15 protein-coding genes and 1 riboswitch are annotated in these 13,480 nt (G+C 63.7%); of the genes, 1 reads left to right on the top strand and 14 read right to left on the bottom strand.

The features are described 5' to 3' along the window. Positions 1-16 precede the first annotated feature (16 nt). Genes JFT44_RS13255 through cobO form a run of 11 tightly spaced genes read right to left on the bottom strand, consistent with a single transcriptional unit; the run spans position 17 to position 9,303 of the window. A complete protein-coding gene (locus tag JFT44_RS13255; protein ID WP_057438770.1) occupies positions 17-421 on the bottom strand; it encodes a MarR family winged helix-turn-helix transcriptional regulator in 405 nt (134 codons plus the stop codon). A gap of 42 nt (positions 422-463) precedes the next feature. Then, complete coding sequence (locus JFT44_RS13250; RefSeq protein WP_198818162.1) at positions 464-1,192, bottom strand: adenosylcobinamide-GDP ribazoletransferase; 729 nt, start codon at positions 1,190-1,192, stop codon at positions 464-466. Further along, positions 1,193-1,768, bottom strand: coding sequence for an alpha-ribazole phosphatase family protein (gene cobC / locus JFT44_RS13245; RefSeq protein ID WP_057958856.1), 576 nt, complete (start codon positions 1,766-1,768; stop codon positions 1,193-1,195). It abuts the gene before it with no gap. Next, the gene (gene cobT / locus JFT44_RS13240) at positions 1,765-2,820 is read right to left on the bottom strand and encodes a nicotinate-nucleotide--dimethylbenzimidazole phosphoribosyltransferase (protein WP_120732201.1); all 1,056 of its coding nucleotides are present in this window, start codon (positions 2,818-2,820) and stop codon (positions 1,765-1,767) included. The genes cobC and cobT overlap by 4 nt, the downstream gene beginning before the upstream one ends. Continuing rightward, positions 2,817-3,338, bottom strand: a complete 522-nt coding sequence (gene cobU / locus JFT44_RS13235) for a bifunctional adenosylcobinamide kinase/adenosylcobinamide-phosphate guanylyltransferase (RefSeq protein WP_057958854.1) — start codon at positions 3,336-3,338, stop codon at positions 2,817-2,819. Before cobU ends, cobT begins: the two co-directional genes overlap by 4 nt. Before the next feature lie 10 nt (positions 3,339-3,348). Then, positions 3,349-4,800: a cobyric acid synthase gene (locus tag JFT44_RS13230; RefSeq protein ID WP_057958853.1), complete on the bottom strand. Its 1,452-nt coding sequence runs from the start codon at positions 4,798-4,800 to the stop codon at positions 3,349-3,351. Next, entirely contained in the window at positions 4,797-5,786 is a 990-nt protein-coding gene (cobD, locus tag JFT44_RS13225; RefSeq protein WP_057438765.1) for a threonine-phosphate decarboxylase CobD, read from the bottom strand. Before cobD ends, JFT44_RS13230 begins: the two co-directional genes overlap by 4 nt. Continuing rightward, a complete protein-coding gene (cbiB, locus tag JFT44_RS13220) occupies positions 5,779-6,687 on the bottom strand; it encodes an adenosylcobinamide-phosphate synthase CbiB (RefSeq protein ID WP_057438764.1) in 909 nt (302 codons plus the stop codon). Before cbiB ends, cobD begins: the two co-directional genes overlap by 8 nt. After that, positions 6,684-7,334, bottom strand: a complete 651-nt coding sequence (gene bluB / locus JFT44_RS13215; RefSeq protein WP_057438763.1) for a 5,6-dimethylbenzimidazole synthase — start codon at positions 7,332-7,334, stop codon at positions 6,684-6,686. Before bluB ends, cbiB begins: the two co-directional genes overlap by 4 nt. Next, positions 7,331-8,695 carry a cobyrinate a,c-diamide synthase gene (locus tag JFT44_RS13210; protein WP_198830790.1) on the bottom strand — a complete coding sequence of 455 codons (1,365 nt, stop codon included), beginning with the start codon at positions 8,693-8,695 and terminating at the stop codon, positions 7,331-7,333. Before JFT44_RS13210 ends, bluB begins: the two co-directional genes overlap by 4 nt. Further along, on the bottom strand, positions 8,692-9,303 hold the full coding sequence (gene cobO / locus JFT44_RS13205; protein WP_057438761.1) for a cob(I)yrinic acid a,c-diamide adenosyltransferase: 612 nt from the start codon (positions 9,301-9,303) through the stop codon (positions 8,692-8,694). Before cobO ends, JFT44_RS13210 begins: the two co-directional genes overlap by 4 nt. A 79-nt stretch (positions 9,304-9,382) precedes the next feature. Further along, positions 9,383-9,631, bottom strand: a riboswitch (cobalamin riboswitch). A gap of 99 nt (positions 9,632-9,730) precedes the next feature. On the opposite strand from cobO, the gene JFT44_RS13200 reads away from it, so the two are divergent. Next, entirely contained in the window at positions 9,731-11,044 is a 1,314-nt protein-coding gene (locus JFT44_RS13200; protein ID WP_170045708.1) for a sorbosone dehydrogenase family protein, read from the top strand. A gap of 132 nt (positions 11,045-11,176) precedes the next feature. On the opposite strand, the gene JFT44_RS13195 is transcribed toward JFT44_RS13200, so the two are convergent. The 3 genes from JFT44_RS13195 to hda form a co-directional block, all read right to left on the bottom strand. Beyond that, complete coding sequence (locus JFT44_RS13195; RefSeq protein WP_057444557.1) at positions 11,177-11,716, bottom strand: C40 family peptidase; 540 nt, start codon at positions 11,714-11,716, stop codon at positions 11,177-11,179. Between the two features lie 144 nt (positions 11,717-11,860). Continuing rightward, the gene (locus JFT44_RS13190) at positions 11,861-12,490 is read right to left on the bottom strand and encodes a C40 family peptidase (RefSeq protein ID WP_057958849.1); all 630 of its coding nucleotides are present in this window, start codon (positions 12,488-12,490) and stop codon (positions 11,861-11,863) included. Between the two features lie 213 nt (positions 12,491-12,703). Further along, positions 12,704-13,408, bottom strand: a complete 705-nt coding sequence (hda, locus tag JFT44_RS13185; protein WP_032857040.1) for a DnaA regulatory inactivator Hda — start codon at positions 13,406-13,408, stop codon at positions 12,704-12,706. Positions 13,409-13,480: the final 72 nt, after the last annotated feature.

The raw sequence follows: 13,480 nt of genomic DNA, 5'->3' as shown, positions 1-13,480 counted from the left end.
TCGAACAAGCCCGCGTTTAAGCGAGTTCATCCAGCAAGGCCAACAGGGTTTCGCGTTTTTGCACGCCCAATTTATCGATCAGTTTCTGCTGCGCCGCTTCCCAGGCCGGCAATGCGGCCGCCAGGCGCTGTTTGCCTTGCTCCGTGAGCACCACCAGACGGTTGCGCAGGTCATCGCCTTCGACCAACCGCACCAGGCCTTCGCCCTCCAGCACCCGCAGGTTACGCCCCAGGGTGCTGCGGTCCAGGCCCATGGCATCGGCCAGGCTGGAAATACTCGGTTGATTCAGACGCTGCAGGTTACACAGCAAAGAATACTGGGCGACGTTGATTCCGAAGCCATCGAGGGCGCCGTCGTAGTGCCTGCTGACGCCACGGGCGGCACGACGCAGGTTGGTGCATAAACATTGGGAGGCAAGCATGGAACGTGTATATACCCGCGATTAAGGAAATGCAAGAAAGTGTTACAGAGCCAGGCCGATCAACACCGCCACTTCGAGCAGCTCCAGCAAGGCGCCGGCCGTGTCACCGGTGGTGCCGCCCAGCCGATTGATCATCAGCTGCCGCAAGCCCACAAAGCAGATGGCCGCCAGCAACACCGCAATCCCGCCGCTGAAACCGCCGATCAACACACACGCCAGGCCACTGAGGATCAGCACCTGCTGCCCGACAATCCGTGGCAAATGGTCAGCCAGCGCCTGGCCCAGGCCCCCGGCACGCACATAGCGGGTGGTGAGAAACAGTGCCAGCAACGAGCTGCGACCGATCAATGGGGCGAGGATCAAGGCGGCGCCATTGTGTTGCTCGATCAGCGCCACCAGCGCGGTGAATTTAAGCAGCAGCACCAAGCCCAGGGTCACGACAGCAATCGGGCCGCTGCGCGGGTCTTTCATGATAGTCAGGGTGCGTTCGCGGTCGCCAAAGCCACCCAGCCAGGCGTCGGCGCTGTCCGCTAGGCCATCCAGGTGCAGGCCGCCACTGAGCAACACCCACGCCGTCAGCAGCAAGGCCGCGTGCAACAGCAAGGGCGTGCCCATCAACAGCGTGTTCAAGCCCCACAGCAGCAACCCGAACAACAGCCCTACCAGCGGATAAAACAGCAGCGAGCGCCCCAGTTCCTGGGGTTGCGGCATGCCCGGCAGGCGAATCGGCAGGCTGCTGAGAAACTGCAAGGCAATCCAGAATGGCAACATTCAGGCGCCCTCGCTCAACACACCGTCGGCCTCGACCCGCAGGCTGAACAGGCCGCCGTGGCCCACCTCGACATTCAGCAACTGCTCACGGGGCAAGCCGCGGGCCTGGGCCAGCAGTAAACGCATGACGCCACCATGGCTGATCAGCAGCACCCGTTGGCCGGCATACAGCTGATGCAGACGTAGGACAGCGTCCCGTACACGCTGGGAAAACGCCTCGACAGGCTCGCCATCCGGCGGCGTAAAGCTATATGGATCGGCCCAGAAAAGCCCCAATGCCTCGGCATCGGTTTCCATCAATTGCACCGCGCTCTGCCCTTCCCAGGCGCCGAAGTGCAGTTCCTGCAGATCCTGTTCCAGGCTCACCGGCAGGTTCAGGCGTGCGCCCAACTCCTCAGCAAAACGCGCGCAGCGCTGCAGCGGCGAGCTGACCAGACGATCCCACGGCCCGCGCGCCAGCACCGCCTCGCGCATCTGTGCCCAGCCCTTGGCGGTCAGGGCATCATCCAGGCTGCCGCGCAAACCGCCGCCCAGTTCGGTCTCACCATGGCGTAGCAGGTCCAGGTGCAAGGTCATGCCGGGCGGTCCGCCACGGCCGCTTCTGCAAATGTCGCCATCTGCCCGTGTAACGCACAGGCCAGACGCAACAGCGGCACCGCCAGCGCCGCGCCGCTGCCCTCGCCCAGGCGCAGGCCCAGTTCCAGCAGTGGCTGGGCTTCAAGGCTATGCAACACATGGCGATGGCCCGGCTCGGCGCCCCGATGGCCGAACAACAGCCATGGCCGGCACGACGGGTTGAGGCGCGTGGCGACCAGCGCCGCGACGCTGCAGATAAACCCGTCGACCAGCACCACCACCCCCGCCTGGGCGCAGGCCAGATAGGCCCCCACCAACCCGGCGATCTCCAGGCCACCGAGATTGAACAAGGTCTGCAACGGGTCGCCCCGCTGCCCGGCATGCAATGCCAGGGCCCGCTCGATCACCGCCACTTTATGGCTCACGCCCTGGGCATTCAGGCCGGTGCCGGGACCGGTCAGGTCGCTGACTTGGCAATCGAGCAAGGCACAGGCCAGCGCACTGGCGGCAGTGGTGTTGCCGATGCCCATCTCACCGCCAATAAACAGCTGCGCACCGGCGTTGATCGCGCGCTGCACGCTGTCACGCCCCGCCGCCAGGGCCAACTGGCCCTGGGCCTCGGTCATGGCCGCGCCCAGCACAAAATTGGCCGTGCCCGGGGCGATATTCAGGTGGCGCACGCCCGGCAGGTCGAGCGACGGCTTCACGGTGCCCAGATCCACCACTTCCAGCTGTGCATCCAGTTGGCGGGCCAGCACACTGATCGCCGCGCCACCGCTGACAAAGTTATGCAGCATCTGCCCGGTGACTTCCTGGGGATAGGCCGAGACCCCTTCCGCGACCACTCCGTGATCGCCGGCAAAGATGGCGATCCACACCTGCTCGACCGTCGGTTTGACCCGGCCCTGCAAACCGGCCAGTTGCACCGCCAACGCTTCCAGTTGCCCCAGGGACCCGGCGGGCTTGGTCAGTTGTTGCTGGCGGGCCAGGGCTTGTTCATAAGCCGCAGCGTCCAGCGCCTTGCACGGGTCCAGCCACCAGGATGGGCTCATAACGCAGTACCTTTCAAAGTCAGGGGCAGGCCGGCAACGGTCAGCACTACACGCTGACACCGCTCGGCCAAGGCTTGATGCAGCCATCCGGCTTCATCCACATAGCGGCGAGTCAATTCGCCCAGCGGCACGACACCCAGACCGGTCTCGTTGCTGACAAAAATGATTTCGCCCGGCAGCGACGCCAGGCAGTCCAGCAGGGATTCACGCTCGACGCCCAGGCGCTGCGGGTCGTCCAGCAGCAACAGGTTGGTGAGCCACAGGGTCAGGCAATCGACCAGCAGGCAATGCCCAGGGGCCGCGTTTTCACGCAGAACCCGCGCCAATTCCAGCGGTTCCTCGATCAACCCCCACTGGCTGGGACGGCGCTGGCGATGCAGGGCCACGCGCGCATTCATCTCACCGTCCAGGGGTTGGCTGGTGGCGATATAGGTGACAGGCATGGCGCTGTCGCTGGCGAGTTTTTCCGCCAGGCGGCTTTTACCAGAGCGGGCGCCGCCGAGGATCAGTTGCAACATGGTCAAGCCCTCAAATCCCACATAGCTGACGCAGCAATCGGGTATCCAGATGCTGTTCCACCAGGTCCGCCAAGCGCTCGATATCGCGCTCGCGCAAGCCGTGGTAATCCACTTCCTGCACGTCCTGCAAACCGGCCCAGCGCAACACGGCGCTGCAGGCCGCCGGGGTTTCGAACAGGCCATGCAGATACGTGCCGAGGATTTGCCCGTCATCGCTGCAGGCACCGTCGCTGCGGCCGTCATCCAGGCGTACCGCTGGCTGCGCCAGGGCGGCACCTCGGGTCACGCCCGCATGGATCTCATACCCGCTGACCGACGCCTCTTCCAGCACCAGGCGGCCGTGCACATTGCGCAATTGTTTCTCGGCTTCCAGGGTGGTGCTGAACGCCAGGAGGCCCAGGCCATCACTGGAGCCCTCAGGCCCTTCCAGACCCAGTGGGTCGTGAACCTGCTCGCCCAGCATCTGCAGGCCACCGCAGATGCCCAGCACCTTGCCGCCGTAACGCAGGTGCCGGGCAATGGCGGTGTCCCAGCCATTGGCGCGCAGGTAGGCCAGGTCGCTGCGCACGCTTTTCGAGCCGGGCAGGATGATCAGGTCGGCGGCGGGGATTGCCTGGCCCGGGCCGACAAACTGCAAATCCACCTGGGGATGCAGGCGCAGCGGGTCAAAATCGGTGTGGTTGCTGATGCGCGGCAGCACAGGCACCACCACCTTGAGCACCTGCGCCGCCTTGTCGATCTGGCGCTGGTCGATGCCATCCTCGGCTTCCAGGTGCAGGTCCATCACATACGGCAGCACCCCCACCACCGGCTTGCCGGTGCGCGCCTCAAGCCAGTCGAGGCCCGGTTGCAGCAGGGCGATATCGCCGCGAAAGCGGTTGATGATAAAGCCCTTGACCCGCGCCTGTTCCGACGGCGACAACAGCTCCAGGGTGCCCACCAGATGGGCGAATACCCCGCCGCGATTGATATCGGCAATCAGCAACACCGGGCAATCCACCGCTTCGGCGAAGCCCATATTGGCAATGTCATTGGCCCGCAGGTTGATCTCGGCCGGCGAGCCTGCGCCTTCGACCATCACCACCGGGTAGGCCGCACTCAAACGCGCGTGGGAGGCCAGCACCGCCTGCATGGCGATGGCCTTGTAGTCGTGATAGGCCACGGCATTCATGCTGGTCACGGCGCGGCCATGGATGATGACCTGGGAGCCGGTGTCGCTATTGGGCTTGAGCAGCACCGGGTTCATATCGGTGTGCGGCGCCAGGTTGGCAGCCTGGGCCTGCACAGCCTGGGCGCGGCCGATTTCGCCACCTTCTGCTGTCACCGCGCTGTTGAGCGCCATGTTCTGCGGCTTGAAGGGCACCACCGGCACGCCCTGGCGCACGACCCAACGGCACAGTGCGGTCACCAGGGTGCTTTTGCCCGCGTCGGAGGTAGTGCCTTGCACCATCAGGGTGGTCATGAGGTTTGCTTCCAGGCAGTCAGGGCCTGTTCAAGGCGCAGCCAATCGGCATCAGTCCCGGGCAGGCCAAAACGCAGGCTGCTGTCGTGGACAAACAGGCGCAGCAGGATGCCGCGCTGGGCCATGAATTCATGCAACTGCTCGGCGTGATCGCTGATCAGCCACTGGAACAGCGCGCAGCCACCTTGCGGGCGCAGGCCATACTGCTCCAGCAGGCGGAACAGGCGCTGGCTGGCGTCTTCGCAGCGCTGGCGCTGGTAGGTATGGCCGGCGCTATCGCGCAGGCAGACCTGGCCCAACTCCCGGGTCGGCCCGCTCACTGCCCAAGGCCCGACCTGTTCGGCCAGCAGCTTGAGCAGTTTGCGTTCGGCCAGCACAAAACCCAGGCGCACCCCGGCCAGGCCGAAAAACTTGCCGAACGAGCGCAACACAATCAGCCCGACTTGATTGGCCTGGCTCGCCAGGCTCAAGTGCGGGGTGTTGTCCATAAAGGCCTCATCCACCACCAGCCAGCCACCGCGCTCGGCCAGGCGCGCATGCCAATCCAGCAGGCGCTGGGGCGTGAGGCTCAGGCCGGTGGGGTTGTTGGGATTGACCACCACCAACACGTCGAGGCTGTCGAGGAAGAAGTCGACTTCCTGCTCCAGCACCTCGCGCACGATGTAACCGGCGCGGCGCCAGGCTTCGGCATGCTCGGCATAGCACGGCGACAATACACCGACCTTGCCCGCCCGACGCAGGCGCGGCAGCAACTGGATAGCCGCCTGGGAGCCCGGTACCGGCAATACCTGGGCCGCACCGTAGTAATCACAGGCTGCTTGCTCCAGGCCATCATCGGTCTCTGGCAAGCGGGCCCAGGCCCGCAGCGGGATAGGCGGGATGGGCCAGGGCCAGGGCGCGAGGCCACTGGACAGGTCCAGCCAGTCTTCCTGGGCAATGCCGTACTGCAGCGCCGCCTTGCGCAGCCGTCCACCGTGTTCAAGCATAGAAATGCGCCCCCGCACACAGGATCAACACCCACAGCCACACGCCGCGCTGCACCAACTGCCAGCCACGCTCGATGGAATCGGCATCGGCCGGCGGCCCTTCGCCGAGGATCGGACGCTGGTGCAACTCACCGTGATAAATCGCTGCCCCGCCCAACTCGACGCCCAGGGCGCCAGCGCCCGCAGCCATCACCGGCCCGGCATTCGGGCTGTCCCAGGTCGGCCCCTGGCGGCGCCAGCATGTAAGTGCCAGGCGCGTCTTGCCGAGCACGGCGTAGGTCAACGCGACCAGCCGCGCAGGGATGTAATTCAGCAGGTCGTCAATCTTCGCCGCCGCCCAGCCAAAACGTTCAAAACGTTCATTGCGATAGCCCCACATGGCATCCAGGGTATTGCTCAGGCGGTACAGCACCACGCCGGGCACGCCGGCCACGACAAACCAGAACAGCGCGGCAAACACCGCGTCGCTGCCGTTTTCCAGCACCGACTCGGTGGCTGCGCGGGCCACTTCGGTGCTGTCCAGCTCACTGGTCTGCCGGCTGACCAGGTAACTCACGCGCGTGCGTGCTTCGTCCAGGTCGCCGCTGCGCAGGGCCTGGGCCACCGGCAACACGTGCTCACCCAGGCTGCGCATGCCCAGGGCCAGGTACAACGCGAGGATCTCGATCACCCAGCCGAAGTAAGGCGCCCAGGACAAGGCCGTGGCCAGCAAGGTCAGCGGTATCACCGTGATAAACCACGCGCTCACGCCATGGCTGCGCCAGCCGCGCCCCGCGGAGTTGAAACGCTGCTCGATGCGCCCGGCAAAATTGCCGAACGCCACCAGCGGATGCCAGCGCCTGGGCTCGCCCAGCAGCGCATCCAGCGCCACTGCAGCGACACTCAGCAAGGCCACACTCATTGACTCACTCCCCAATAATTCTCATACAGCATGTCACTCAGCGGACGCGGTTCGGTCCAGCCTTCGAGTTGCAACATCGGTGCCGGATAGAACTCCGTCACCGGGCCCAGGCACAGCACGGCCAGGGGCTTGGCACCGGGTGGCAGGCCCAGCAGGTCGGCCAGGTCCCGGGGTTCGAACAGTGACACCCAGCCCATGCCCAGGCCTTCGGCGCGGGACGCCAGCCATAGATTCTGGATCGCACAGGACAGCGAGGCCAGGTCCATTTCCGGCAAGGTCCGACGCCCGAAAATATGCCGTTCACGGTCATCCATCAACGCCGCCACCAGCACCTCGGCACAGTCGTGGATGCCTTCGACCTTGAGCCTCATAAAGTCGTCCGAGCGCTCGCCCAGGGCTTGCGCGGTGCGGATACGCTCGGCTTCCACCAACTGCTGGATCTGCCCGCGCAGGTTGCGGTCGCTGATGCGGATAAAGCGCCAGGGCTGCATCAGGCCGACGCTGGGCGCCTGGTGCGCGGCGTGCAGCAGGCGGTGCAACAACTCGGGGGCGACGGTGCCGCCACTGAAGTGGCGCATGTCGCGGCGTTCGGCAATGGCGCGGTAGATGGCGTCGCGCTCGGCCTGGGGGAAGGCGTTGTCGGTCATGACCCTATCGCGGGCAAGCCCGCGCCTACCGTTGCAATACAATCGCCTGCGTTGGCGGCGTCTCGATCCGGCGCAAACAGCGCGGCCACTGCAACCGGGTTCGACGGGAAATAAAAGTGCACATAGGAGGCCGTCATCCGCCCCTGGCGATACACCGCCTCGGCGCCGCGCCCGCCATTGGGGCTCAGGCCACGGGCAATCGGCTGCCACGGCGTGCTGGTCAGGGAATGATGGTAGGTGTGGCCGCGCAATTCGCCTTCCGGCAATTCGACCGTTTGCAGGGCCAGGGCCGCCAGGCGTTTCTGCATGACCGCATCGCCTTGCAGCAGCCCCAGCAGTTCGGCACGCGTGCCCTCGACATCGGTCAGGGAGTCGAGCAGGTAGAGCATGCCGCCGCATTCGGCCAGCAATGGTTTGCCGGCGCTGTGGTGGGCGCGGATCGCCTGCAGCATCGCGGTGTTTTGCGACAGCGCCTGATGATGCAACTCCGGGTAGCCACCGGGCAGATAGAGGCTGTCGGCGTCGGGCAGCACGCGGTCATGGATCGGCGAGAAGAAGTGCAACTGCGCGCCCATCGCCCGCAGTAAGTCGAGGCTGGCGCCATAGGTGAAGGCAAAGGCTTCGTCACGGGCCACTGCAATCCGCACCCCGGCCAGCAACGGCTGGGCCTCGATCACCTCCGGCGCAGCGAATTCCACCGGCGGTGGCAGCGCTACCTCGCAACTGCTGGCCAGGGCGGCGGCGGCAGCATCCAGGCGCAGGTCGAGGTCATTCAACTCGCTGGCCTGCACCAGGCCCAGGTGGCGGCTGGGCAGCTCGATCCCGGTTTCCCGGGACAGCGCGCCGTACCAGCGCAGGCCTTCGGTCAGGCTGCCTTCCAGCAACTGCGCATGGCGCACGGTGCCGACGCGGTTGGCCAGGACCCCGGCGAACGGCAGGTCCACCTGGTAACGCGCCAACCCCAGCGCCAGGGCGCCAAAGGTTTGGGCCATGGCGGTGCCGTCGATCACTGCCAGCACCGGCACGCCAAAGTGGCGCGCCAGGTCGGCGCTGGACGGTGTGCCGTCGAACAGGCCCATCACGCCCTCGATCAGGATCAGGTCCGCCTCCCCCGCGGCTTCCCACAACAGGCGACGACTTTCCTGCTCGCCGACCATCCACATGTCCAATTGATAGACCGGCGCACCACTGGCGCGCTCATGGATCATCGGGTCGAGAAAGTCCGGGCCGCACTTGAACACCCGGACCTTGCGCCCCAGGTTGCGATGCAAACGGGCCAGCGCGGCGGTGACAGTGGTCTTGCCCTGGCCTGACGCCGGCGCGGCGATCAGAACTGCTGGGCAATGGCGCGGCTGGTTCAAAGTTCGATGCCTTTCTGTGCCTTGATACCCGCCTGGAACGCGTGCTTGAGCATGCCCATTTCGGTGACGGTATCGGCCATTTCAATCAGTTCCGGTTTGGCCCCGCGCCCGGTGACCAGCACGTGCTGCATCGGAGGCCGGGCTTGCAGGTCGCTCAACACTTGGTCCAGGTCCAGATAGCCGTGCTTGAGCGCGATGTTCAGCTCATCCAGCACCACCAGGCCGATGGATGGATCCTGCAACATTTCCCGGGAGACCTTCCAGGCCGCTTCGGCGGCGGCGATATCGCGCTGGCGGTCCTGGGTCTCCCAGGTAAAGCCCTCGCCCATCACATGGAAGCGCACCTGCTCGGGGAAGCGGCGGAAGAACAGCTCTTCACCGGTGCTGTTACGGCCCTTGATGAACTGCACCACGCCACATTGCATACCGTGCCCCATGGCCCGGGCGAGCATGCCAAACGCCGAACTGCTCTTGCCTTTGCCGTTGCCGGTCAACACCAGCAGCAAACCGCATTCATTCGGTGAATTGGCAATGCGCTCGTCAATCACCGCTTTTTTGCGCAGCATGCGCGCCAGGTGGCGTTCGTCACGATCAGGGGTATCAGTCATGGCAGCTCTCCGTTGGGGCTGGACAAAAACGGCGGGCAGGAAAAGACAACTTAAATGAAGCCAAGCATCGCCCACCGTGATGCTGTTGGATGAATCAGGCCGGTCTCCGGGCTCATAAGTGGCGCCCGATTGACCAGGGCAAGCCGACGATGCGCCTTCCCATATCGCAGGCGATACAGTGGCAAAAGCAGCGTCTTGACTCATTTACCGTTGCGGGGGCAGCGCCGGGATCGTGGCCACACTGTAGAAAAGTGCGCGCACTCACCGGCTTCCCTGTTTCACTCGGTCGACGCGTACGCCACAGAGCACCTGAAACAAGCGGCGAAGGTTAGTGGGTTGGGGGTACAGCGTCAATTAAAGCCGGCCACGTACTTGAACCATCGCCGCGCGCCATACCTCTATGACTACAGGCATTGAGGAGAAAAACATGCACAAGACCCGACTCGCCCTACTGATCATGGCCGCAGGCGCACTCGCTGCCTGTGGCGAAAGCTCAACCTTGCAGGTATCCGATGGCACCGGGCCGTCGCCCAAGCTGCCGGAACCGAATAAAACCCTGATCCCCACCGTCAACATCGCCCCGGCGATTGGCTGGCCCGCCGGGGCCAAGCCCAAGGCCGCCGCCGGCACCCAGGTTGGCGCCTTCGCCGAAGGCCTGGATCACCCGCGCTGGCTGTATGTATTGCCCAATGGCGACGTGCTGGTGGCCGAGACCAATGCGCCGCCCAAGCCGGATGACTCCAAGGGCATTCGCGGCTGGGTCATGGAAAAGGTCATGGGCCGTGCCGGTGCCGGCGTACCCAGCCCGAACCGTATCACCCTGCTACGCGATGCCAACCATGATGGCGTGGCGGAGACCCGCACGGTGTTCCTGGAAAACCTCAACTCGCCGTTTGGCATGACCCTGGTGGGCAACGACCTGTATGTGGCCGACTCGGACAAGCTGCTGCGCTTCCCCTATCAACCGGGAGAAACCGCGATCAAGGCCCAGGGCACCAAGGTCATCGACCTGCCGGGCGGCCCGCTCAACCACCACTGGACGAAAAACGTGGTGGCCAGCAAGGACGGCAGCACGTTGTATGTGAGCGTGGGTTCCAACAGCAACGTCGGTGAAAACGGCCTGGAAGCCGAACAGGGGCGTGCGGCGATCTGGGAAGTCGACCGGGCCAGCGGCAAGCAGCGGATTTTTGCCTCCGGGCTGCGCAACCCCAATGGCATGGCCTGGGAGCCGCAAAGCGGCAAGCTGTGGACGGCAGTCAACGAGCGCGATGAAATCGGCAGCGACCTGGTGCCGGACTACATCACCTCGGTCAAGGATGGCGGCTTTTATGGCTGGCCGTTCAGCTATTACGGCCAGCATGTGGACGTGCGGGTCACACCGCAGGACCCGGACCTGGTGGCCAAGGCCATTGCGCCAGACTATGCCGTCGGCCCCCATACCGCGTCGCTGGGCCTGACCTTTGCCGAAGGCAACACCCTACCGGCGCAATTTGCCCATGGCGCTTTTATCGGCCAGCACGGTTCGTGGAATCGCAAGCCGCACAGTGGGTACAAGGTGATCTTTGTGCCATTTGCGGAGGGCAAGCCCAACGGCGCGCCGGTGGATGTGCTGACCGGCTTTCTCAACAGTGATGAGAAAGCCATGGGCCGGCCGGTGGGCGTGGTGATCGACCAGCAAGGCGGGTTGCTGGTGGCGGACGATGTGGGGAATAAGGTGTGGCGGGTGTCTTCAGCCAAATAAATGATTTGCGAGCACCCAAAACAACTGTGGGAGCGGGCTTGCCCGCGATGGCTGTGGATCAGTCAGGAATCTATCCACTGACACACTGCCATCGCGGGCAAGCCCGCTCCCACATTGGGTTTTATATTTGACTTAGGGATTACGCGCCAATTGCCCCGCCGGCAACACGCGCTTGGCGCTCAAATAGGCATTCTGCCAGTAGGCCTTGGACAAGGTATCAAGCTTCACCGTACCGCCGGTTTGCGGCGCATGCACGAAACGCCCTTCACCCACGTAGATACCGGCATGGCTGACCTGCGAGCCGCCGCCCGTGGCGAAGAACAGCAGGTCGCCGGTCTGCAGCGCATCTTCGCGCACGTCCTGGGCCCGCATCACAATCAGCTCGCGAGTGGTGCGCGGCAGCGAGATGCCCGCGGCGTCGCGGTAGACAAAACCAATCAAACCACTGCAATCAAACCCCGAATCCGGGGTGTTGCCGCCCCAGCGGTAAGGCGTGCCCACCAGGCCCAGGGCGCGAAACAGCACATCTTCGGCCACTGGCGAAAAGTTCTGGGTGGAATAGTTGAATACCGGCTTGGGCTTGACGGCCACAGGCGCAGGTGGAGGACGGCTGGCGCAGGCACTGAGCAGTGCGGCGCAAACAACAAGAATTAGGCGGGCCGAGGTCGACATGGGCAGAACAATCCTGATCTGGATGCGGCTTTCGCTGCCGAACGCTGAAAACTAGACCGCGCAAGCAAGCTTGCGCGGTCAGGTTCGCAACAATATCTCAGGATTCTAGCGCTTACGCGTCAAACTTCAAGTATCACTTTAACTTTACTTGCGAGCGGTAACGGTAGTCGGGGCCATCGCCAAAGCGCGCTTGGCTTCGATGAAGGTTTTGCTCCAGTAGCTGTCACCCAGTTTATCGACCCGCACCCCACCGCTACGGCGGCTGCTGGAGTGGATGAACTGGTCATCGCCCAGGTAGATACCGGCGTGACTGACGCGACCACGGCCGTTGGTACTGAAGAAAAGCAGATCGCCGGGCTTGAGGTTGTTTCGTGCGACCAACGGTGCATCCACGTTGATCATTTCGCGGGTGGAGCGCGGCAGGTTCATGCCGGCTTCTTCACGAAACAGGTAGCCGATAAAGCCACTGCAGTCGAAACCGGCTTCAGAGGTACCACCGAAACGGTAACGGGTACCGATCAGGGACATGCCGCGTTCGAGGATACTGTCGGCCAGCAGTGGCAGTTGATAAGGCTTGCTGTCGGCGAACTCAGCCAGTTCTTTTTCGGTCGCCACCTCTTCTTCATAAACAGAAGAAGACTGTGCTGCGACGAATTTGGCTTGATGCTGTTGTTGTGGCTTTTGCTGCTCGACCACCTGCTGGGGGTGGGTGGCGCAACCAAACAACAGGGTAACGAGTGCGAGAGGCACGAGGGGTGCGAAGCGATTTAGCATGGGCACGACCGTGGCTGATATGTAAAGAAGCCGAGACTATGCCTTCTATGACATCGATTTGCAAATTCAATCGTGATCTATGTGACTTCTTGTTTGACCCATGTCATCTAAGCCCTTAAACCCCATTTAGACCCTTTTGCGTGGACAGAGCGGCCCAAACGCAGGTTTTCTGACGCCTGTAATTTGCCAGAAGCCCCGGTTTTAAAGGGCTGGCTACCAGCCGAGGGTTTCTTTGAGGAAGGGAATGGTGAGCTTGCGCTGGGCCTGCAACGAGGCCTGGTCGAGTTGTTCGAGCAAGTCGAACAGCGCGCTCATGCTGCGGGTGCCACGGGTGAGGATGAAATGCCCGACTTCATCGGTCAGGTGCAGGCCACGACGCGAAGCGCGCAGTTGCAGGGCACGCAGCTTGTCTTCGTCGGACAGTGGGCGCATCTGGAAGATCAGCGCCAGGGTCAGCCGCGACTTGAGGTCTGCCAGCTTGACCGGCAATTCCCGCGGCGAGGTAGAGGCGGCAATCAACAGACGCCGGCCGCTGTCGCGCAGGCGGTTGAACAGATGGAACAGCGCTTCTTCCCAGTCCGCCCGGCCGGCAACGGCTTGCAGGTCATCCAGGCACACCAGTTCGTATTGCTCGAGGTTATCGAGGATGCCGATGCCACGGTCCAGCAGTTCGGCCAACGGCAAATACACCGCTGGCTCCCCCATCTGCTCAAAGCGCAGGCAGGCGGCCTGCAACAGGTGGGTACGCCCCACGCCGTCCTTGCCCCAGAGGTAGATCAGGCTTTCCGTCCACCCGGCGTCGGCTTCGCAGAGCCGCTCGACATAGCCGAGTGCAGCGGCATTGGCGCCTGGGTAGTAATTGATGAAGGTAGCGTCGTCACGCAGACGCACACCTAGGGGCAGCTGAATCGGTTTCATGCTGACTGAACGGTCCCAATCGAACCGTTAGTGGCCTCTGTGAAAAGTTTGCAAAGTTTATACCCGTGACGC

It is taken from the genome of Pseudomonas sp. MF5691 (genome assembly GCF_016405645.1).
Lineage (GTDB): Bacteria > Pseudomonadota > Gammaproteobacteria > Pseudomonadales > Pseudomonadaceae > Aquipseudomonas > Aquipseudomonas shahriarae.
This window is presented reverse-complemented; position numbering and strand designations above follow the sequence as displayed.